The organism is Paenibacillus naphthalenovorans, from assembly GCF_900099895.1.
Taxonomy (GTDB): domain Bacteria; phylum Bacillota; class Bacilli; order Paenibacillales; family NBRC-103111; genus Paenibacillus_G; species Paenibacillus_G naphthalenovorans.
Genome location: NZ_FNDY01000046.1, coordinates 1 through 20,611 on the forward strand (window position 1 = coordinate 1; position 20,611 = coordinate 20,611).

Here is a 20,611-nt window from a genome sequence, read left to right on the forward strand (position 1 = left end):
GACTGCGTGTTCTCTTTTTGCTTTTCTTCAGACTGCTCGGGTTTAGAGACTTGCGTTGGGTGTAGATGGAACTAATCTTGTTCAGCAAGCCCTAAATTAATTTTGAATAAGGGCAAAAGGATGAAATTAAATGCTTGACAACATCATACAACAACTCCCTGATATTATGGAAGCCGCCAAGGAAACGGCAATCATGGTAGGAATTTCGGTAGCGTCCGGTATCATATTTGGAATTCCCTTAGGAACCATTCTGTTTTTAACAAGAAAAGGGCAATTGCTGGAGCAATCCTATCTATTCAATCTTCTCAATTCATTCGTTAATTTAGTTAACGCATTTCCTTTATTAATTTTAATTGTAGCCGTGATTCCGTTTACTCGGCTGTTAGTAGGTACATCCGTCGGGACGGTCCCTGCTGCTGTACCGCTTTCGATCGCTATTATTCCATACTTCGCCAGATTAATAGAACAATCATTGGTGGAAGTAAACAAGGGGGTCATCGAAGCTTCTATTTCAATGGGAGCCAATATATTTCAAATTGTATGGAAAGTGATGTTTGTTGAAGCAAGATCAGGAATCGTGGTTAGCTTATCTAATATTATTATTCTTTTAATATCTTATTCTACCATAGCCGGTGTTGTTGGCGCGGGTGGACTCGGGGATTTTGCCGTTCGCAATGGTTATTACCGTTATCAACCGGATATTATGCTCGCTACCGTTTTTGTAATGATCGTTTTAGTTTGTGTGATTCAGATTAGCGGCAGTCGTTTAGCCAGATATTTGGATAAGCGATAAGAGTAAACGGAGTTATTTGCAAATAAAATTCCTACTTGACACATCGGAAATAAGGTATTAATATAAACCCCAGGACAATACAAATATAACATATAATACCAGATTATTGAAGGAGGCGTGAGGATGGGGAAACATATTTTAATGAATGCATTCGATATGAACTGTGCCATGCACAATTCTCACGGCCTGTGGAAGCATCCCGATAATCAAAGGCATCGTTACAAGGATCTGGAATATTGGGTGGACATCGCCCAACTGCTGGAAAGGGGGAAATTCGACGCTTTATTCCTGGCTGATGTTGCAGGCATCTACGATGTATATCGGCAAAGCGGTGCTCCGGCCATTCGCGACGGGGTGCAGGTTCCTTTGAACGATCCCGCTTTAATTGTGCCGGCAATGGCTTTGGTCACCAAGCACCTTTCCTTTGCGGTCACGGTAACGACCACCTACGAACACCCGTATGCCCATGCCAGAAGGTTCTCGACGCTCGATCATTTGACCCAAGGCCGGTTGGCATGGAATATTGTCACCTCTTATTTGCCTAATGCAGCCAAAAATTACGGCCTGGATGAAATGATTAAACACGATGAACGCTATGAGCTGGCGGACGAATTTCTGCAAGTTGTCTACAAGCTGTGGGAAGGAAGCTGGGACGAGGATGCGGTAGTGCGTGATGTCGACCGCAATATATATACGGACCCGAACAAAGTCCGTAAAATTCATCATGCAGGGACCTATTTTAAAGTACCCGGGCCCCATCTAAGCGAACCGTCGCCGCAGCGCACGCCTGTGATTTACCAGGCCGGCAGCTCGGAGCGGGGAAGAGCTTTTGCGGCAAAGCACGCGGAATGCGTATTTGTCGGCGGACAGACGCCGGAGGCTTTGAGGTTTTATGTGGAGGACATACGCAATCAGGCCGAGAAGCTGGGCCGGGATCCGCAAAGCATCAAAATGTTCACGGGATTGAATGTCATTGTAGCCGAAACGAAGGAAGAGGCACAACTAAAGTTCGAACAGTATGCATCACTGTGGAGTCGGGAGGCGGCTCTGGCGCAATTCGCCGGATCTAGCGGTTATGATTTGTCTGCGTACGATCCGGACTCGTATCTGGAATACAAAAATACGAATCATGGACAGACAAGAGCGGCCCAATTCACGACTTTTGCTCCCAAAAAGCTGACGGTCAAAGAAGTCATGGACAGGATCGGTACACTGGGCGGTCAAGGCTGGGTGTTCGCCGGAACACCTCAGGAGGTTGCTGACCATATGCAGGAGAAGATGGAGCTAACCGGCATCGACGGATTTAATCTAGCCCATCTCATCACACCGGGAAGCTTGCGTGAATTCATTGATTTGGTCGTACCCGAGCTGCAGAGACGTGGCATTTACAAGCTGGATTACGAAGAAGGGACACTGCGCGAAAAATTGTTCGGACAGGGAAACAAACGGCTCCCTGATCATCATCCTGCTGCGCAATACCGCAATAAAGATGCTTATCCCACCCCCATATTCAATGCCGACCAGTTCACTGGAGACATCCATCCTTAAAGTACATAAGGAACGGGATGTCTTTTCTTTTTCATACGAATGCATACGCAAAAAACAGGATAAGGAGTGTCATATGTCGTGAAAAGGGTCATTACATTGATCATGATATCCCTATTGCTTTCCCTGACTGCCGCCTGCGGGAATACGGCCGGGCCTGCATCATCGACAACAGGTTCGCAAACCGAAGCGGGAGCCGGGAAATCCGAGGACAAAGTCATTAAGCATATTATGAGCGATAGCGGGTTTAGTGGGGAAATCGCCGCAATTCTAAAGGAAGAATTGGCCAAAGACGGCTATATCCTTGAGCATGTGGTGGTCAACGATATTATTCAACCGAACAAAATGGTGAATGACGGTCAGGCCGACACAAACTTTTTCCAGCACGAGGCTTACTTTAATCAGTTTGTTGCCGATCATGGATTAAAAAATATTTCACGTGCGTTCTACACCATATTCACTCCTTCAGGGCTGTACTCGAAAAAATACAAGTCGTTTGATGAAGTGCCTGACGGTGCAACCATCGGCATACCGGTCGACCTGGCCAATAACGGACGCGCGTTGTTCATGCTGCGCGACCTGGGTCTGTTGAAGCTGAGGGATGGCGTGGAAGTCATCCATGCAAGCCTGAAGGACATCACCGACAATCCGCATAACTTTAAGTTCAAGGAAGTGGATCAGCTGATGCTGCAGCGTACGCTGGATGATGTGGATGTAGGATTCTTGTTTGCCGGTACGGCGGTTCAGATCGGTCTGAATCCCAAAAAGGATTCCTTGGCGGTCGAAACCGGAGAAGGATTGCCTTACAAATCGATTGTAGCGGTTCGTAACGACCTGATTGGCTCACCGAAGGTCAAGGCATTGCAGAAAGCCTTCCAAAGCAAGGCGGTTAAAGATTACTATACATCGAAATACGGGGACGCGATTCTATTTCTTGACGATTTGAATAAATAAGCTTAACCCGATCACGCGAAAGGAGAGGTAACCATGATCCATTTTCAAAATGTCGGCAAGACGTTCACGACTCCCACAGGTCCGCTTCAAGCGGTTTCCTCCGTATCCTTGAAGGTGGAGGAAAGAGATATTTATGGTCTGATCGGATTCAGCGGGGCAGGAAAATCTACGCTGCTTCGAATGATCAACTTGCTGGAAAGACCCGATGAGGGCTCTGTACTGGTGAATGGGGAAGATTTAACCCAGCTATCTCTCCGGGAACTGCGCAAGAGACGCCTTTCCATCGGCATGATCTTTCAGCATTTCAATTTGCTGAACAATCTGAATGTGTACGACAACGTTTCGTTCCCGCTGGAAATCGCCAAGGTGCCAACGGAGCAGCGCAAACAGCGCATTGAGGAATGCCTGGAGATGGTGGGTTTGTTGGATAAGGCCAAGACCTATCCGGCCAAATTAAGCGGGGGGCAGAAGCAGCGGGTCGCTATTGCCCGGGCGCTGGCCAATAAACCGAAAATTTTGTTGTGTGACGAACCGACCTCTTCCGTCGATCCGCAAACGACGGGAAGTATTCTGGCGTCACTCAAGGAAATTAATGAGAAGCTTGGCATTACCATCGTCATCGTGACTCATGAAATGAACGTGGTCAAAGCCATATGCAACAAAGTAGCCGTCATGGAACATGGACGGGTGGTCGAGAAGTTTAATCTGCGCGAAAGCAACATCGCTCCCAAATCTCCGATCGCCCAGTACTTGTTCAAGAATGAAATTTCCTTGGAAACGAGGGAAGCGGCCTATGCTTGATAACGTTATTTATGCTTGGCCGGAGCTTCTGAAGGCGATCGGAGAAACGTTCTATATGCTTGTTTTGACCATTCCGATTGCGGTTGCTATCGGTACGCCGCTTGGCACGGTGCTGTTTCTTACCCGACCGGGATCGTTTTTGAAGGCTCCGCGGTTTTATGTGATCTTAAACGGCATTGTCAATCTAATCCGTTCCTTTCCATTCCTTATTCTGATGATCGCCATCATCCCGTTTACAAGACTGATCGTCGGCACCGCGCTTGGCACGACGGCGGCTACCGTGCCGATGATCATCAATGCGGTTCCTTATTTTGCGCGGTTTATTGAACAAATCCTGCTTGAAGTCAACCGCGGAGTGGTGGAGGCCGCCGAGTCGATGGGGGCCAATAAGTTCCAGATCGTCTGGAAGGTCCTGTATACGGAGGCCCGTTCGGGCATTGCCAATTCGATTACGATTGTAACGGTCAGCTTTCTGTCCTATTCCACTGTGGCCGGTCTGGTGGGCGGGGGCGGTATCGGCGATTTTGCCATCCGCTACGGATATTATCGTTATCAGACCGACGTCATGTTCGTCACGATCATCATTATGGTGCTGTTTGTGCAAATCTTTCAATTTACGGGTAACCTGATTGTACGCAAATTGGATAAACGGCTGTAAGGAGAGTGTGTACGATGCCCAAAAAAATGCATTTGAACGCCTTCGAAATGAACTGCGTCGGTCATCTGGCACACGGCTTATGGCGTCATCCGGATAACACCCGGCACCGGTACACGGATATAACTTATTGGACGGAGCTGGCTCAGCTGCTTGAACGGGGCAAGTTTGATGCATTGTTTCTTGCGGATGTGGTCGGCGTTTACGACGTATATAAGCAGGGAGACGAAACGGCGCTGCGCGAATCCGTGCAAATTCCTTGCAACGATCCGTTCTTCGTCGTCCCGCCCATGGCGCTCGTGACCAAGCATTTGGGCTTTGCCGTTACTTCCTCTACCACCTATGAGCATCCGTTTGGTCATGCACGGCGAATGTCTACGCTGGATCACTTGACCAAGGGACGAATCGCGTGGAATGTGGTCACCTCGTACTTGCCCAGTGCCGCCAGAAATTTTGGGCTGGAGCATATGGTGCGTCATGACGAGCGGTACGAAATCGCAGAAGAGTATATGGATGTGAGTTATAAGCTGTGGGAAGGCAGTTGGGAGGACGATGCCGTGATCCGGGATGTGCAAAAGCAGATCTACACGGATCCTGATAAAGTTCACTTCATTCATCATGAGGGAAAATATTTCAAGGTTCCGGGCCCCCATTTAAGCCAGCCGTCCCTTCAGCGAACGCCGGTCATCTATCAGGCCGGCACCTCGGCCCGTGGCCGGGCCTTCGCCGCAAAGCATGCGGAAGCGGTGTTCCTGGGAGGAGGGACGGTCGACAGGCTGCGGCAGTATGGCGAGGATATCCGTCGGCAGGCCCGCGCGTTCGGCCGCAATCCTGAACATATCAAGCTGTTTGCCGGGGTTGCGACGATTGTCGGCCGGACGAAGGAAGAAGCGCAGCGGAAATATGAGGAATACGCCCGATTATACAGTGTAGAGGGCGTGCTTGCCCATTACGGAGGGGGAAGCGGCTACGATTTGTCCGCATATGATCCGGAGGACGATCTGGAGTATGTGGAGACCGATCACGGACAGACTTCGGCCGCCCAGTTCACGAAGCACAGTCCGAAGAAATTGAAGGTCCGCGAAGTGGTGAAAACTCTTGGCACGATAGGCGGCCGGGGCTTGTTCGTTGTCGGTACGGCCGAGGAGGTAGCTGATCGTTTGCAGTATTGGGTGGAGGAGGCCGGCATCGACGGCTTCAACGTATCCCAGTTCCTTTCTCCCGGCACGCTGCAGGATTTTGTGGAGTTGGTCGTCCCCGAGCTTCAAAAACGCAAGCTGTTCAGGGAAAACTATGAAGAAACGACTCTTCGTGAGCGGTTGTTTGGAAAAGGGACGGTTCAGCTCCCGGAAGGGCATCCGGGTTCCGTATACCGCCGGACAACAACAACGTCTTTGACTTAAGGGGGCCGTATGCCAAATGTCCATTCAACTTCATACGCAGGCGAAATTGAATGATCCGATACCCGGCGCGCTGGGACTGGCGTGGCAGATCGGGGAGCTCCAGGTCGATTTTAGACGCCGGGGCATCCTGTTAACCTACGCGCCTGAACGCGGTGAGCTCACGGTTGGGGATCATTCGGAGGAAGCATTCTCCATTCGATACGAAAATGCATTCTCGGCGATCGGCTCCATTTTGCAGGAAGACGACCGTACCATCGCGGGTATTTCCATACAAGACCGGCGTGATTATATTCTGGTTTTTCCCGATTCCAAACGGCGCAAGCTTGAAGATCTTCGAGGGGCCGTGATCGGAGTTCCTTATGCGCAGGAAACCTTCGATGAGCTGTGGAGGGCGGCCGCGATGCATGATCTGGAATCTGCCCTGTACGGTGCCGGAATAGCCCGGAACGATGTGTCCTTAAAGGATCTGGGAACGGATACGGGAAAGGCTGCAGACCGGGGTGCCGTCACACGGCGCGTCATGGAGGCGCTGCTCCGCGGGGAGGCGGATGCCGTCCTGGTAAGCGGCATTTCGGGATTCGCGCTTCAGAATTGGCTTGGGGCACGACCTTTAGAAGGGTTTCATCGAGGTGCGGATCAATGGGAAGGATTCCTCTCTGCGGCCAAGGTGCAGGTCTTGACGATACCTGCCGGTTTGTCCGCCGAACAGCAGGCGGCCGCGGACCGGGTATTGGCTCATGCCATTGCGGCTTCTCAGTGGGCTATCGGGCACAGGGCCGAGGCCAACCGGTTGATCGCCAGAGAAATGGGTATACCGGAGACAGCCGTAGAAGTTGCGTATTCCGCGAACCTGCACGCACAGCTCGATTTGGAGCCTACAACCGAGAAGCTGGAAGCGCTGGAGCGGTATAAACAATTTTTGTTTTCGCGCCGGTTTCTCGCCCGGAATGCGGGGGTGAAGGATGCGTTGGACGCGCAGCGGTTTCATGCAGCGCGTTTACTCATCGAGTCGGGACAGATTGAACTGCCCGGTATGGAGCCGGTATCGCCTTATGCGCTGGCCGATGTTCCCCGCAGCTTCTTCACCGACCGGCCACCGGCTCATATTCTCTCCGGTGACAAGGAGGCCCTCGAAGCCGCCAAATCGTATGCGGCATGGATCAAGGACGGCGAATCCGACCGTGACCGCTACAGGCAGCTGCCCTTTGAGCAGTTGAAGCAGCTTGCCGCAAGCGGGCTACTGGGGCTAATGGTGCCTAAAGCGTACGGTGGTCCCGGTATATCCGTCTTCACGCTGACCGAGATATTCAAAATCATTTCCGCAGCGGACGGATCTTTAGGACAAATTCCGCAAAACCATCATTTTTTCGTAAAGACAGTGGAGCTGGTCGGAACAGAGGAGCAGAAGGCGTTTTTCTTCAGCGAAGTGTTAAAGGGGGCGCAGTTTGGAAACGCGCTTGCCGAGCGGGGCTTGAAGAGCTATAACGAAATGTCGACCAGGTTAAAAAGCGATGGAAAAGGAGGATACCGTTTATCCGGAACGAAGTATTATGCCACAGGCGCGCTGTACTCCCACTGGATACCCGTCTCCGCATTGGACGAATCGAATAAACGGATTACGGCCATGGTCCCCCGTCATGCAGAAGGCGTCACCGTAATTGATGACTGGAGCGGAGTCGGCCAGCGCACGACGGCAAGCGGAAGCGTCATTCTTCGCGATGTGGAGGTGCCCCAAGCTCATATTTTGCCGCATTGGAAAATTTTCGAGCCGCCACAAATTTTCGCGGCATTCGGGCAAATCATGCATGCCGCCATCGACGTCGGCATCGCGCAGGCGGCGCTGGCGGACGCCGCCTGGTTCGTCAGGGAAAAGACCCGGCCCCCGCTGAAGAGCGGACTGGAGCGAGCCTCGGATGATCCCGATCAAATCCGCAGGTTCGGAGAGCTTGGCATACGTCTGCATGCGGCGGAGGCTCTCCTGGAGAAAGCCGCCCGATTGATCGATGAGGCGGAGCAGGAGCTGAACGCCGAAAGTGCGGGCCGGGCCACGTTGGCGGTGGACTCCGCCAAATATTTTGCAACGGAAGTTGCCATTGAGGTGACGAACGCTTTGTTTGAAGTTGCCGGATCCGCATCGATGGATCAAAAGTACAATCTGGACCGGCATTGGAGAAATGTACGCATCCACACGCTTCATGATCCGGCCCGCCTCAAGCTTCACCACACGGGCAGCTGGTTTCTGAACGGCATTTATCATGAATATAAAATATGATGACGGAACAGGGATATCCCACACCATTTTGAGGAGGTTATATGTATGTCAGAAGAAAGACAGCTTCAGCCGGAAACGTTAGCCGTTCATGGGGGACAGCAGGTTGACCCTGCTACACTGTCGCGTGCGGTACCCATTTACCAGACCACATCTTACGTTTTTAAAGATACGGATCATGCGGCAAGCCTGTTCGGCTTGCAGGAGACGGGCAATATTTATACGCGCGTGACCAATCCCACCACCGATGTGTTCGAACAGCGGATTGCTCTGCTGGAAGGCGGGGCCGGAGCGCTGGGCGTCGCATCCGGTCAGGCCGCCATCACGTATTCGATTTTGAATATCGCTTCTGCCGGAGATGAGATCGTTTCGGCGTCAAGCCTGTACGGCGGAACGTATAATTTGTTCTCGACGACATTGCCTAAGCTGGGCATTCAGGTGAAATTCGTCGACCCGAGCAATACGGAGAATTTCCGAAGCGCGATTACCGATAAAACAAAGGCTATCTTCGCGGAAACGATCGGCAATCCCAAGGGGGATGTGCTGGATATCGAAGCGGTTGCGGCCATTGCGCATGAGCACGGCATACCGCTGATTGTGGATAATACCTTCCCAAGCCCTTATTTGCTGCGCCCCATCGATTTCGGCGCGGACATTGTTGTGCATTCGGCAACCAAATTTATCGGGGGCCACGGCAACTCCATCGGAGGGGTCATCGTGGATTCCGGCCGATTCGATTGGGCAGCCAGCGGCAAGTTCCCGGGACTGACGGAGCCGGATTCGAGCTACAACGGTCTCGTGTATACGGAAGCGGCCGGTCCGCTAGCTTATATTATTAAAGCGCGCGTCCAATTGCTGCGGGATCTTGGCGCCGCACTGTCTCCGTTCAACTCGTTCCTGCTGCTGCAGGGCACGGAAACGCTGCATCTCCGTCTGGAGCGGCACAGCCAGAACGCCCTTGCCGTCGCCCGATTCCTTGAAAACCACGAATCCGTCGAGTGGGTAACCTATCCCGGACTCGAGAGCCACGCTTCCTATGCACTGGCGCAAAAATATTTGCCTAAAGGTCAAGGGGCCATCTTGAGCTTTGGCATTAAAGGCGGGGTTGAGGCCGGCAAAAAGCTGATTCATGCGGTGCAGCTGTTCTCCCATTTAGCCAATGTGGGAGATTCCAAGTCGTTAATTATTCATCCGGCCAGCACGACGCATCAGCAGCTTAATGAAGCGGAACAGCTGGCAACCGGGGTTACGCCGGGACTCATCCGGCTGTCCGTTGGGACGGAAGCCATTGACGATATTCTGTATGATCTGGAGCAGGCATTGCGAATTAGCCAATCTTGACCGGGATGACGAGGTGGTTTCATGTTTACGAAAGTGACTTATCCGGATACGCGAGAGGAAAGCTATGCCTTGCTGCTGCGCCAGCTGAAAGAGCTTGTGGAAGGAGAGCCTAACCGTATTGCCAATCTGGCTAATGCGGCGGCTCTGCTCCGCCAGTTTCTGGACGATATCAATTGGGTCGGCTTTTATTTGCTGGAAGACGGCGAATTGGTGCTCGGCCCTTTTCAGGGATTGCCCGCATGCGTTCGCATTCCCGTCGGCAAGGGCGTTTGCGGAACCGCAGTAAGCCTTGAGGAGACCGTTGTCGTCGATGACGTTCATCAATTTCCGGGGCACATCGCTTGTGACAGCGCTTCGAATTCGGAAATTGTCGTTCCTTTGCTGAGCGGCGGGCAAATCATTGGGGTACTTGATATTGACAGTCCGCGTTTTGGACGGTTCGATTCCACAGATCGTCACTATTTAACTGCATTTTGCGATGTATTAGGCACTTACTTGTAGAAAAAAAAGGAGAACCGTCATCAATGCTTTCACGGGGAAAAAGGTTTATAGACAGTTTACAAGACAACCGGAACGTATGGCTGGAAGGAAAAAAGGTTGATAAGCTGCACGAGCATCCGGCCTTTAACGGAACATTAAAGATCATCAGCGGGTTATTCGATTTATTGGATGACCCTCGTACACGCAATGAAATCGGTTTTCCGGTGAATGAGACGGGAAAATATGCGCACAGCTCGTTTCTTGTGCCTTATACGCTGCAGGACTTATCCTCACGCAGCAGGGCCTTCTATTACTGGGCCCGGGAAACGCATGGCGTCATGAGCCGACTCTCCGATTATGCCCGTTCCATGGTCACCGGATGGTACGGGAGCCGGGAGCGATTGTCGCGGCTCGACAACCGGTTTGCGGACAAAATCTCTGCATACTATCAAACGGCGCGGGACCGCGATCTGTTTTTGACCACGTCGCTGCTCGATCCGTAAATCGACCGATCCAAAGGGCTGAATGACAAAAAAATTGCCGAGCGCTACCTGCATGTGGTGAAGGAAACGAGCGAAGGCATCGTCCTGCGCGGTGCAAAAATGATTGCGACCGGAGCGCCCTATACCCATGATTTTCTGATCTTCTCCTTTCACCGGCTGATGAATGATTACGGCAAGCACGCTCATGCTTTGATCGTGCCGGCGGATTCTGCCGGTCTGCATATCGTATGCCGCGAATCGTTCGCGGATCCAAGGGAAAAGGAACATATCCTCAGCTCCAGGTATGACGAAATGGACGCCGTCCTGCTGTTTGACGATGTGCTCGTTCCTTGGGAGAGGGTTCTTCTGTATGGAGATGCCGAGGCGGTCTGGGAGCTGCGTACGAATAAGACGGCCAATGCGCTTGCGTTCCATCAAACGGTCGTCAGGTTTGCGGCCAAACTGGAATTTGTGACGGGCGTCGCCTTTGCGATGGCGGAAACCATTGGCGTGAACGGGTTTTTGCACATTCAGGAGAAACTGGGAGAGCTTTTGACCCAGATCGATACGATCAAGGCGCTGTTAATTGCCTCGGAAATACAGGCCCAGCCCGATGAAGCGGGAATTCTGGTGCCGAAGTCCACGTATCTGGATACGGCAAGAAGTCTTGGCACGAGGTTTTACCCCCGGGTCATCGATATTTTGCAGCAAATCGGCGGCGGGGGATTCGTACAGACGCCATCCTCGCTTGCTGAATTTCAAGGGCCTATTGCCCACCTGCTGGATTTGTATTTTGAAGGCGCTACAGTGGGCGCGGAGAAGAAAGTGCAGTTGTTCAAACTGGCGTGGGATTTGATTGGCAGTCCGCTTGGCGCCAGGCACGAGCTGTATGAGCGGTTTTATGCCGGCGACCCGGTTCGCGCGTTTGCCGGGCAGTATTTGAGTGCGGATAAAACTTTACTGACAGATCCGGTTTGGAAGCTGCTGAAGGATGTCCACGATTGATGATCGGGCGTTTCTGAACGGCAGTTAGAATCAACGCAGTATGGCAATTCAACGAATAAGTCAACACCGACGACCCGTTATCCTTCTTTTGCAGAGGATTGCGTGGTCTTTTTTTGTTTTTACAATTGATTTAAAGTTGCAATAAAGGGAAAAAAAATAAAAGAATCATCATTTTTACCAATAGTTTTTTCCATTGTTGAAAAAAGTTGAATACTAAAGACGAACGTTTTTTCGCCTGATCGATACATCCTGAATTATAAATAGGAAGAAATAATTTGCGAATAGGCTAATGCACAGACGCTTGCAATCACGGGCCTGGAAAATCTGTCATGCAAAAGATCCTTCCGGTTTTGTCCACTTGATATTTTTTTGGAAAAAAGACGGATTTTATCGCGTTTTTTAAATCAAATTCATACGATAGGATTAAAAAATCGGGCTCCTTTCGTTGAAAAAAAAAGGATTGACACCCATTTACACGGGTGCTAATATACTTCCTATAATTGAGTAAGTTTATCGGAATTATAAGTTAAAAACCGGAACGGTAAAGCACTTCTATCCATTTTGGCATAAGCTTCCGGATTTTTCAATGATCATCTCAGTATAAGCAATACTTATAAAACAGGAGGGGTTTCCTTATGAGTAATTCGAGAAAAAATGGTGTGATCCGGTCTTTCGGCAAATTTTCCATGATTAGCGTATTAGCCTTATCCTTAGTAGGACTTACGGCATGCGGAAGCACCGGCTCTACCAATAACGGGGCAAGCGGCGGTACGGCCCCGGCAGGCGGAGAAAACAAACCCGAGGCTTCTGCCAAACCTCCGGTCGAGCTGCTGAACGTATCTTACGATCCTACGCGCGAGCTGTATCAGGAATATAACAAAGCCTTCGCCAAGCATTGGAAGGATACAACCAATCAAACGGTTACCTTTAAACAATCGCATGGCGGCTCCGGCAAACAAGGCCGGTCGGTCATCGACGGTTTGGAAGCCGATGTCGTAACCTTGGCGCTGGCTTATGATATTGATGCGATTCAACAAAAAGGACTCATCCAAGAAGGCTGGCAGAGCAAGCTGGAAAACAACAGTTCACCCTACACTTCCACCATTGTATTTCTTGTGAAAAAGGGTAACCCTAAAGGAATTAAGGACTGGGACGATCTGATTAAGCCCGGCGTGCAGGTCATCACGCCGAATCCGAAAACGTCAGGAGGCGCGCGCTGGAACCATTTGGCCGCTTATGGATATGCCTACTATAAAAACAATAATGACGAAGCCAAAGCGAAAGAATTCATAGAGAAGCTGTATAAGAACGTTCCGGTGCTGGACTCCGGCGCACGGGATTCCACAACAACCTTTGTTCAGCGCGGAATCGGCGACGTACTGCTTGCCTGGGAGAACGAAGCCTTCCTTTCCATTAACGAGTTCGGTGAGGATAAATTCGAAATTGTAGTTCCATCCATGAGCATTCTGGCTGAACCGCCGGTAGCTGTAGTGGATAAAGTCGTCGATAAGAAAGGCACACGTGAAGTGGCACAAGCTTACTTGGAGTATTTGTATTCGGAAGAAGGGCAAAATATCGCGGCCAAAAACTATTATCGTCCACGTTTGGAGTCCGTAGCCAAACAATATGAAAACCAATTCCCGAAAATCAACCTGATTACGATTGATGACCCGCTCTTCGGGGGCTGGCAAAAAGCTCAAAAAACACATTTTGCCGATGGTGGTTTGTTTGACCAGATTTACAAACCGTAATGAAATAGGTGAATCCTGACGGACAATTTCCACTGGAAGTTGTCCGGTCAAGGTTCGGCATGAGGAGAGAAAGACCCATGGCAAAGAGTTTGAAAAAACGCAGTATTATCCCGGGATTTGGTCTATCCATGGGTTTTACTGTAACGTATCTAAGCTTGATCGTACTTTTTCCATTGTCGGCCATATTTATCAACACATCCGGAATGGGCTGGGAGCAATTTTGGCAGACGGTTACCGATCCGCGAGTAGTCGCCTCTTATAAAATCAGCTTTGGAACAGCGCTTGGGGCCGCATTCATTAACACGGTGTTTGGATTTATTGTGGCATGGGTTCTTGTCCGCTATACGTTTCCAGGCAGGCGATTTTTAGACGCTCTGGTTGATCTGCCGTTTGCTCTGCCAACGGCAGTGGCTGGTATAGCGCTGACGACGATCTATTCACAAAACGGCTGGGTTGGAAGCCTGCTGGAACCGATGGGAATCAAAATTGCATTCACTCCATTAGGTATAATGCTGGCTCTTACCTTTATCGGCATTCCGTTCGTTGTAAGGACGGTTCAACCGGTCATTGAAGAGTTGGAAAAGGAAGTGGAAGAAGCGGCTGTCAGCTTGGGAGCCAAACGATGGCGGACGTTTCGCAAGGTCATTTTTCCCGAATTGCTGCCGCCGTTATTAACCGGATTTACGCTGGCGTTCGCAAGAGCAGTGGGAGAGTATGGTTCGGTAGTGTTCATCTCCGGCAACATGCCGATGAAAACGGAAATTGCCCCTCTTCTTATCATGACGAAGCTGGAGCAGTACGATTACGCAGGTGCGACAGCGATTGCCTTGGTCATGCTGGTCATCTCCTTTTTGATGCTTCTTGTCATCAATTACTTGCAGTGGCGAACGAATCGGCATACGACGACGGCATAAGGGAAGAGGAGGAGTAAGCTATGGCTGGCTATGTAACCACCACCGTAAAGTCAAATCCGACAGCCGGCTCCAGACCCCGGCATATCACGGAATCCCCGCTGGTCAGATGGATACTGATTGCTGTCGCAACGATGTTTCTTGGATTTCTATTAATATTGCCGTTAATCAGCGTATTTGTGGAGGCTTTTCGCAAGGGATGGGAAGTCTACTCTGCGGCTTTGGTTGATCCGGACGCCGCTTCCGCTATCCGCTTGACCCTTACCGTGGCGGCCATTGCAGTGCCGGCTAACCTCGTATTCGGAATTGCGGCCGCCTGGGCCATTACGAAATTTAAATTTAAAGGCAAGAACGTCCTAATCACATTAATTGATCTTCCTTTTGCCGTATCCCCTGTGATTGCGGGCTTGATCTACATCCTGCTGTACGGCTCTAACGGATGGTTCGGCCCTTGGCTTGAAGAGCACGATATCAAAATCGTCTTTGCGCTGCCGGGAATCGTCTTGGCTACCGTATTCGTTACCTTCCCGTTCGTAGCCAGGGAACTTATTCCTCTTATGCAGTCCCAAGGCACACAAGAGGAAGAGGCGGCTGTCACGCTCGGTGCCAAAGGCTGGAGAATCTTCTGGAAAATCACCCTGCCGAATATCAAATGGGGTTTGCTGTACGGAATCATTCTATGTAACGCCAGGGCGATGGGAGAATTTGGCGCGGTATCGGTCGTTTCCGGTCACATCAGGGGATCGACGAATACCATGCCGCTGCATATTCAAATTTTGTATAACGAATACAATTTTGCAGGGGCTTTTGCCATGGCATCGCTGTTAGTACTGCTGGCTCTGGTGACGCTTATTTTGAAAAGTATAATCGAATGGAAATATCAACACCAGCCGGGTATAGAAGGGAAGTAATCCGCATGCATATCGTGGCCAAACACTTGACGAAAAGCTTTGGCAGTTTTGTAGCCACCAAAGATGTCAGCTTCGAGATTGAAAAGGGAAAGCTGATTGGCTTGCTGGGTCCCAGCGGCGGAGGGAAAACAACGATTCTTCGCATGCTGGCCGGACTGGAGGAGCCGGATGAGGGAGACATCCTGTTTCTTGGAAAGAAAGTGAATTCCCTGCCGCCGCAGGAACGGGGGATTGGTTTTGTATTTCAAAACTATGCGCTGTTCCGGCATATGAACGTGTTCGACAATATTGCGTTCGGATTAACCGTACAGAAGCGGACGAAGGCACAGATTAAGGCACGGGTGAATGAGCTGATTGAGCTAACCGGCTTGAAAGGGATGGAAAAAAGGCTTCCCCACCAGTTGTCCGGAGGCCAGCGCCAGAGAGTAGCCTTTGCCAGAGCGATAGCCCCCGAGCCGCAGCTGCTGCTCCTTGATGAACCGTTTGCCGCCATCGACGCTAAAGTGCGCAAAGAACTGCGTACCTGGTTAAAAGAGATGATCAACCGCGTCGGAATTACGACCATCTTCGTAACCCATGACCAGGAAGAAGCGGTCGAGGTAGCCGATCAGATGCTGATCATTAACCAAGGCCGTCTGGAGCAGCAGGGCACTCCGATTGAAATCTATAAGCAGCCTCGCACACCATTCGTCGCCAGCTTCATAGGCGAATCAAACCAGCTGAGCGATATATCGAAATTTAAAGGATTTGAAACTCAAGCGCTGCAGGAAGCGCAAGCGATCATTCGTCCCGAATTTATCGAGATTGGACTGCCGAAAGAAATGGCTTTTCCTTTCGCTGCGGAAGACGGCGTAGTAAGGAATGTATATTTCAGGGGTACGAATTGGCAGGTGGAAGTCGAAGTGCATGGCGAAAAGCTGTTCGGCTATCGTTCCTTGGAGCTGCCGACACTCCATCCTGGAGATCAGGTACAGGTTTTGATTCACCGTATTTATCTGTTTAATGAAGAGAGCAACGTCACGCTGGAGAACGGCCTCAAGATTGATCCTATGCCGGTACACATTTAAACCGCCCATGGAGGAAGAACTGTCACAGAGTCAACAGTTCTTCCCAACTCAAAACACAGGAGCCGGTAATATAAATAAGACGGAGGTTGGTAACCATGGCTAAGCCGCTGGACGTAGATGAGCTTTGGACACATCGTATCATTCAAAGCATTAACGGATTAGAGTATGGGACGGTGCAAATTGTCGTACACGATGGAAGAATCGTTCAGATTGAACGAACGGAGCGTAAACGCTTCGAAGCGGATCAAGCCGTTTCCGCCAAAGAAACTCCGCGAAAACCGGAGAAATCCAATGATTTCAAGAAAACAAAAGTCTACCGGACCACTGGAGACTTCCTTTAAGTGCCTGCGCGGTGGATAGGCTATTATGGGAAGTCGTTTTTTTATCGACCATGAATGGATGGCAAAGAACACAAGAACAGCACTAATTTCGGGAAGTCCTTCCGTTGGCTCTCATATATCGATGATCGATGCGGAGTGGATTATTATCCGCAATCGTTATTCAAAAGACCCGTGGAGGGTCTATTTTTTTGTTGACAAATGATAACGATAACCATTATCATTTATTCATAGTGATATTGAGAATCATTATCACCATGAAGTTCGTTTCATTACATAACAGGCCCGCAGCGGTCTGACAGACGCTCACTGCATAATACTGAGGAGGACGATAGCAATATGGCAAACATTCTTATGGTTTTTGCAAGCATGACGGGGAATACGGAAGATATGGCGGACGCGATTGCTGAAGGGATTCGTGAGGCGGGGGAGGAGCTTGTCGTCAAGTCTGTCCTGGATACCAACACGAACGAGCTGGAAGCGTACGACGGCATTATCTTGGGTGCATATACATGGGGGGACGGCGAGCTCCCGGACGAATTCCTTGATTTTTATGAGGAGATGGATGAGTATTCTCTGAGCGGGAAGAAAGCGGCCGTGTTCGGCTCCTGCGACTCAAGCTATGCGCAGGTCGGTGCAGCGGTAGATATTTTAGTTGAGAAGCTGCGTGAACGGGGAGCGGAGGTTGTGCTGGACGGACTGAAGATCGAGCTGTCCCCGTCCGCGGATGAAAAAGAGCAGTGCAAAGAATTTGGCCGGCGGTTTGCTTTGGCTGTGCGATGAAGGGAGGGGAATCGGTATGCTGCAATCCCAAGCGAAACTCCCCGGCGGGGTATTAACCCGGTTGAAAGACTATGAAATCGAGGCCTGGCTGCGCTCCCCGGATGAGTATCGCGATATTTATGTACTGGGTAAGCAGCCGACGTCCCCAAACTGGCGGCAGATGGCCCAATATGCGGTCAACCATATTCTGAACGACTGCCACGCCATCCCGCCGAAACAACGCAGTACGGCTGCGGTCCTGCAGCGCATTTATGAGCGTTGGAAAATCAATCCCGGATTATTCCAATCCAAGGTTCATTATGTGACGGTGCTTGCCGCGGTAACAGACCAACTGTTGAAATATTTTGCCGCACAGCCAAAAGATACGGAGCCGCTGTTACTGTTTGAAAGCTTCACGGCTGTCATTCAGGAGCTGCAGCTTGAATTGTCGATGATTTTTCAGGTTGCCCAATGGACAAAAGAGGGTCTGCATATCCAAAAAATAGTGGTCAATGAGGACCCTGCTCTGTGGAACGGCTACGTTCAAATGATGACGCTGTTCAGCTGCAACGGGTTCGGGAATCTTCCGGCCAAAATCGAGTGGATCGGATTGCTGTCGGGTAAGCGGAGGGTTTATTATCCTCGCGAAAAGGACGTAGCAGGAGCAGTCGATTACATGGAATGGGTTCGCAGCGGAATGGAGAAGACGCATTTGAACCCGGATTACTCTTCAGAGGAGGGACATCGATGGGATTGTTATATGATGCCGTCCATTATCCAATGAAGGTAGAAGGAGGCAGTAAGATCTCCCTCCCTGCTCTGCGCATTTCTTGCTTGGCCCGCCTGGATGAGAACCGGATTGTGGCCGCTACGTTCGGCCAAGGCACATATGCTCAATCGGCGGACGGAGAATGGGAGGCTATGAATTCGGGCTTGCCGGAACGAACGGTGACCTACCGCCTGCAAGCGCTGAATGGAAAACTCTATGCGGCCACCGATCGGGGGTTGTTTGCCTGGAGCAGCGGGGCATGGCATCCAACCGGGCTGACGATGCCCTGCTATCGGGTGTTGGAGGGAAGCTCCATCCTTGCGGGTACGGCGATCGGATTAACACAGCAGGCCGACGATCATTGGGATTTGTCCGCTTTTCCCAATAGGGCGGTATATGATTTGCTGTCTTCTCCACAATTCTTGTTTGTCGGGTATGCCAAAGGGATGGCCTTTTATGATTATTTGACCGGGCAATGGCACGAGTTTCACTTGGATTCCCCGGTGACGTCTTTGTCGGTTTGCCAGGGCCGATTGCTTGGTGTGACAGCCAAGGGAGAGCTCGTTTTGGGCAACAGGAGGGGCGGATTTTCAACGATTCGCTTTGATGATAAATTTTTTTATCGATGGGTGCAGGTGGGACCGCATATCTTGGCTTGCTCGAGCAGCGGCTTGTATAAGATGGTGCTCCATCAGGAGAATCCGGTGCTGTATTCGATCGGTATTCGCGGCGCCGTTACGGACGCCATAGAGGTAGGGAACCGTTTGGTCGTGTCAACGCTTCATTACGGTCTGGTCAGTCTTCCCTTTTCCTGATGATTGCTGGTTAAATAATATTATGGAAGATTCGATCCTAACCGATGAAAATAGGAAGAAGGCTGGTTCACATCCGTGAATCCCAGCCTTCTTCTTTATTTTTTAAACAAATGCTTGTATTGGCCATACCCTTCTTCTTCCAAACGTTCCACCGGTATAAAACGAAGGGCCGCGGAGTTGATACAGTAGCGCAAGCCGGTTGGTTCAGGCCCGTCTTCGAACACATGACCGAGATGAGAATCCGCCTCCTGGCTGCGAATTTCCACACGAATCATGTTGTGGGAGACATCGATATGCTCCGTTACACGGCTTTTTTCTATAGGCTTGGTGAAGGAGGGCCAGCCGCAGGCCGAATCGAATTTGTCCAGCGAGCTGAATAAAGGTTCGCCCGATACGATATCGACGTAAAGTCCCTCTTCTTTATGGTTCCAAAACTCATTGCGGAACGGGGGTTCCGTACCGTTGTTCTGCGTCACCTCATATTGGAGCGGCGTGAGGCGCTGTTTCAGTTCCTCGTCCTTCTTGCGGTCTTTCCACTGTTCTCTTATAAATTTCTCCCGGCCGGAAGCTGCAAAATAAGCTTTATAGCGAACCGGATTCGTCTTGTAATAGTCCTGATGATAGTCTTCTGCGGGATAGAACGGTTTGGCCGGCAAAATCTGTGTTACGATCGGTTTTTGAAAACGGCCGCTTGCCGCAAGCTGCTGCTTGGATTGCTCGGCCAATTGCTTTTGCTCTTCATTATGATAAAAGATAGCCGTCCGGTAGGAATCGCCGCGGTCGGCGAACTGGCCGCCGTCATAGGGATATCTCCATAAAATGAATGTACATAAGTATTTTATATTATCCATTTAATTTAATTTCCTAGGTTTTATTATTCATTATTAACTGTACATAAATAAAATATGTACATAATTCGTAGCATAATAATTAATTATGTACATTTCCGAGGAATCTCTGTTCCTTCATTAATATGATTGTACCGGTCACAATTGGCGGACAAGGAATCCGTTTTTCTGCTCCACGTGAGCATTGTCATTTTTACGATAAGGTCGGCTACGGGTGAACCGGATGTTGTTAGAAGCGCAAAAGGTTTTCAAATGAGCGTTTAAAAACTCTTGGCCGTTATCACCGAGATCACCCAAGGTTGCAGGGGCCACTCCGCGATGATTTTCTTAAGCTTGCGAAGCACTGTGAGTTGGGATTTGCCCAACAGCGCGCGTCTGCGGGTGTAGCCGGAGACGACATCTGTCACTGTTAAGGTTAGGCGAAGTGCCCGTGCAACGTTCCGCCGTTGTGCTCGACCATATCGATTTTCAACGCGCCCGGACGCGTCTTATACCAATCATAGGCGATCATGAGGACCTGCGCGCGAAGTTCGGCAAGAGGCTTCCGTTTGCTCACAGTCGGTTTGGCCTTGGGTGACCGGAACGCGTATTACCTTCGTGCCAGTGTGGCACGACTAATCCCCTGCAATTGCGATACGATAGTGTCGTTCAGAAACAGGTGACCTTGACGAAGCGCAAAGGATCTGAGCCGTCTCAAGCAGAACAGGATGC

At 50.5% G+C, this 20,611-nt stretch carries 18 protein-coding genes and 1 pseudogene; 18 read left to right on the plus strand and 1 reads right to left on the minus strand.

Annotated features, from left to right (window positions below; all coding sequences use genetic code 11):
• Nucleotides 1-130: 130 nt before the first annotated feature.
• The 18 genes and pseudogenes from BLT35_RS24390 (at nucleotide 131) to BLT35_RS24475 (ending at nucleotide 19,052) form a co-directional block, all read left to right on the plus strand.
• A complete protein-coding gene (locus BLT35_RS24390) occupies nucleotides 131-793 on the plus strand; it encodes a methionine ABC transporter permease (protein ID WP_054820117.1) in 663 nt (220 codons plus the stop codon).
• 123 nt (nucleotides 794-916) lie between these two features.
• Nucleotides 917-2,341, plus strand: a complete 1,425-nt coding sequence (locus tag BLT35_RS24395; RefSeq protein ID WP_074730025.1) for an LLM class flavin-dependent oxidoreductase — start codon at nucleotides 917-919, stop codon at nucleotides 2,339-2,341.
• Between the two features lie 78 nt (nucleotides 2,342-2,419).
• Entirely contained in the window at nucleotides 2,420-3,292 is an 873-nt protein-coding gene (locus BLT35_RS24400) for a MetQ/NlpA family ABC transporter substrate-binding protein (RefSeq protein ID WP_074730026.1), read from the plus strand.
• 33 nt (nucleotides 3,293-3,325) lie between these two features.
• Nucleotides 3,326-4,093 carry a methionine ABC transporter ATP-binding protein gene (locus tag BLT35_RS24405; protein WP_062406632.1) on the plus strand — a complete coding sequence of 256 codons (768 nt, stop codon included), beginning with the start codon at nucleotides 3,326-3,328 and terminating at the stop codon, nucleotides 4,091-4,093.
• Nucleotides 4,086-4,751 (plus strand): methionine ABC transporter permease, encoded by a 666-nt coding sequence (locus BLT35_RS24410; protein WP_074730027.1) that lies wholly within the window; start codon nucleotides 4,086-4,088, stop codon nucleotides 4,749-4,751. Before BLT35_RS24405 ends, BLT35_RS24410 begins: the two co-directional genes overlap by 8 nt.
• A gap of 14 nt (nucleotides 4,752-4,765) precedes the next feature.
• A complete protein-coding gene (locus BLT35_RS24415) occupies nucleotides 4,766-6,151 on the plus strand; it encodes an LLM class flavin-dependent oxidoreductase (RefSeq protein WP_074730028.1) in 1,386 nt (461 codons plus the stop codon).
• Nucleotides 6,152-6,167: 16 nt separating this feature from the next.
• Complete coding sequence (locus BLT35_RS27385; RefSeq protein WP_217437321.1) at nucleotides 6,168-8,423, plus strand: SfnB family sulfur acquisition oxidoreductase; 2,256 nt, start codon at nucleotides 6,168-6,170, stop codon at nucleotides 8,421-8,423.
• 45 nt (nucleotides 8,424-8,468) lie between these two features.
• Nucleotides 8,469-9,761 carry a homocysteine synthase gene (locus tag BLT35_RS24425; RefSeq protein WP_074730029.1) on the plus strand — a complete coding sequence of 431 codons (1,293 nt, stop codon included), beginning with the start codon at nucleotides 8,469-8,471 and terminating at the stop codon, nucleotides 9,759-9,761.
• Between the two features lie 21 nt (nucleotides 9,762-9,782).
• The gene (locus BLT35_RS24430) at nucleotides 9,783-10,262 is read left to right on the plus strand and encodes a GAF domain-containing protein (protein ID WP_074730030.1); all 480 of its coding nucleotides are present in this window, start codon (nucleotides 9,783-9,785) and stop codon (nucleotides 10,260-10,262) included.
• Nucleotides 10,263-10,285: 23 nt separating this feature from the next.
• A pseudogene (locus BLT35_RS24435) lies at nucleotides 10,286-11,728 on the plus strand (4-hydroxyphenylacetate 3-hydroxylase family protein).
• Between the two features lie 635 nt (nucleotides 11,729-12,363).
• Nucleotides 12,364-13,479 (plus strand): sulfate ABC transporter substrate-binding protein, encoded by a 1,116-nt coding sequence (locus BLT35_RS24440; RefSeq protein ID WP_074730031.1) that lies wholly within the window; start codon nucleotides 12,364-12,366, stop codon nucleotides 13,477-13,479.
• Nucleotides 13,480-13,556: 77 nt separating this feature from the next.
• On the plus strand, nucleotides 13,557-14,393 hold the full coding sequence (gene cysT / locus BLT35_RS24445) for a sulfate ABC transporter permease subunit CysT (RefSeq protein ID WP_062406645.1): 837 nt from the start codon (nucleotides 13,557-13,559) through the stop codon (nucleotides 14,391-14,393).
• 20 nt (nucleotides 14,394-14,413) lie between these two features.
• Nucleotides 14,414-15,301, plus strand: coding sequence for a sulfate ABC transporter permease subunit CysW (gene cysW, locus BLT35_RS24450; RefSeq protein WP_062406647.1), 888 nt, complete (start codon nucleotides 14,414-14,416; stop codon nucleotides 15,299-15,301).
• 5 nt (nucleotides 15,302-15,306) lie between these two features.
• The gene (locus tag BLT35_RS24455) at nucleotides 15,307-16,368 is read left to right on the plus strand and encodes a sulfate/molybdate ABC transporter ATP-binding protein (protein ID WP_074730032.1); all 1,062 of its coding nucleotides are present in this window, start codon (nucleotides 15,307-15,309) and stop codon (nucleotides 16,366-16,368) included.
• Between the two features lie 95 nt (nucleotides 16,369-16,463).
• Nucleotides 16,464-16,709, plus strand: coding sequence for a YezD family protein (locus BLT35_RS24460; RefSeq protein WP_074730033.1), 246 nt, complete (start codon nucleotides 16,464-16,466; stop codon nucleotides 16,707-16,709).
• A 336-nt stretch (nucleotides 16,710-17,045) separates the two neighbouring features.
• The gene (locus BLT35_RS24465) at nucleotides 17,046-17,489 is read left to right on the plus strand and encodes a flavodoxin (protein WP_054819945.1); all 444 of its coding nucleotides are present in this window, start codon (nucleotides 17,046-17,048) and stop codon (nucleotides 17,487-17,489) included.
• A 16-nt stretch (nucleotides 17,490-17,505) separates the two neighbouring features.
• Complete coding sequence (locus BLT35_RS24470; protein WP_074730034.1) at nucleotides 17,506-18,252, plus strand: hypothetical protein; 747 nt, start codon at nucleotides 17,506-17,508, stop codon at nucleotides 18,250-18,252.
• Entirely contained in the window at nucleotides 18,216-19,052 is an 837-nt protein-coding gene (locus BLT35_RS24475) for a hypothetical protein (protein ID WP_062406653.1), read from the plus strand. Before BLT35_RS24470 ends, BLT35_RS24475 begins: the two co-directional genes overlap by 37 nt.
• A 95-nt stretch (nucleotides 19,053-19,147) precedes the next feature.
• Here the strand turns inward: BLT35_RS24475 and msrB are convergent, their stop codons facing one another.
• Nucleotides 19,148-19,903 (minus strand): peptide-methionine (R)-S-oxide reductase MsrB, encoded by a 756-nt coding sequence (msrB, locus tag BLT35_RS24480; RefSeq protein WP_083351407.1) that lies wholly within the window; start codon nucleotides 19,901-19,903, stop codon nucleotides 19,148-19,150.
• Between the last annotated feature and the right edge of the window lie 708 nt (nucleotides 19,904-20,611).

Coding starts and splice junctions, on each gene's coding strand:
- BLT35_RS24390 (WP_054820117.1), top strand. CDS start 131: ATGCTTGACAACATCATACAACAACTCCCTGATATTATGGAAGCCGCC.
- BLT35_RS24395 (WP_074730025.1), top strand. CDS start 917: ATGGGGAAACATATTTTAATGAATGCATTCGATATGAACTGTGCCATG.
- BLT35_RS24405 (WP_062406632.1), top strand. CDS start 3,326: ATGATCCATTTTCAAAATGTCGGCAAGACGTTCACGACTCCCACAGGT.
- BLT35_RS24410 (WP_074730027.1), top strand. CDS start 4,086: ATGCTTGATAACGTTATTTATGCTTGGCCGGAGCTTCTGAAGGCGATC.
- BLT35_RS24415 (WP_074730028.1), top strand. CDS start 4,766: ATGCCCAAAAAAATGCATTTGAACGCCTTCGAAATGAACTGCGTCGGT.
- BLT35_RS27385 (WP_217437321.1), top strand. CDS start 6,168: ATGTCCATTCAACTTCATACGCAGGCGAAATTGAATGATCCGATACCC.
- BLT35_RS24425 (WP_074730029.1), top strand. CDS start 8,469: ATGTCAGAAGAAAGACAGCTTCAGCCGGAAACGTTAGCCGTTCATGGG.
- BLT35_RS24430 (WP_074730030.1), top strand. CDS start 9,783: ATGTTTACGAAAGTGACTTATCCGGATACGCGAGAGGAAAGCTATGCC.
- BLT35_RS24440 (WP_074730031.1), top strand. CDS start 12,364: ATGAGTAATTCGAGAAAAAATGGTGTGATCCGGTCTTTCGGCAAATTT.
- cysT (WP_062406645.1), top strand. CDS start 13,557: ATGGCAAAGAGTTTGAAAAAACGCAGTATTATCCCGGGATTTGGTCTA.
- cysW (WP_062406647.1), top strand. CDS start 14,414: ATGGCTGGCTATGTAACCACCACCGTAAAGTCAAATCCGACAGCCGGC.
- BLT35_RS24455 (WP_074730032.1), top strand. CDS start 15,307: ATGCATATCGTGGCCAAACACTTGACGAAAAGCTTTGGCAGTTTTGTA.
- BLT35_RS24460 (WP_074730033.1), top strand. CDS start 16,464: ATGGCTAAGCCGCTGGACGTAGATGAGCTTTGGACACATCGTATCATT.
- BLT35_RS24465 (WP_054819945.1), top strand. CDS start 17,046: ATGGCAAACATTCTTATGGTTTTTGCAAGCATGACGGGGAATACGGAA.
- BLT35_RS24470 (WP_074730034.1), top strand. CDS start 17,506: ATGCTGCAATCCCAAGCGAAACTCCCCGGCGGGGTATTAACCCGGTTG.
- BLT35_RS24475 (WP_062406653.1), top strand. CDS start 18,216: ATGGGATTGTTATATGATGCCGTCCATTATCCAATGAAGGTAGAAGGA.
- msrB (WP_083351407.1), bottom strand. CDS start 19,903: ATGGATAATATAAAATACTTATGTACATTCATTTTATGGAGATATCCC.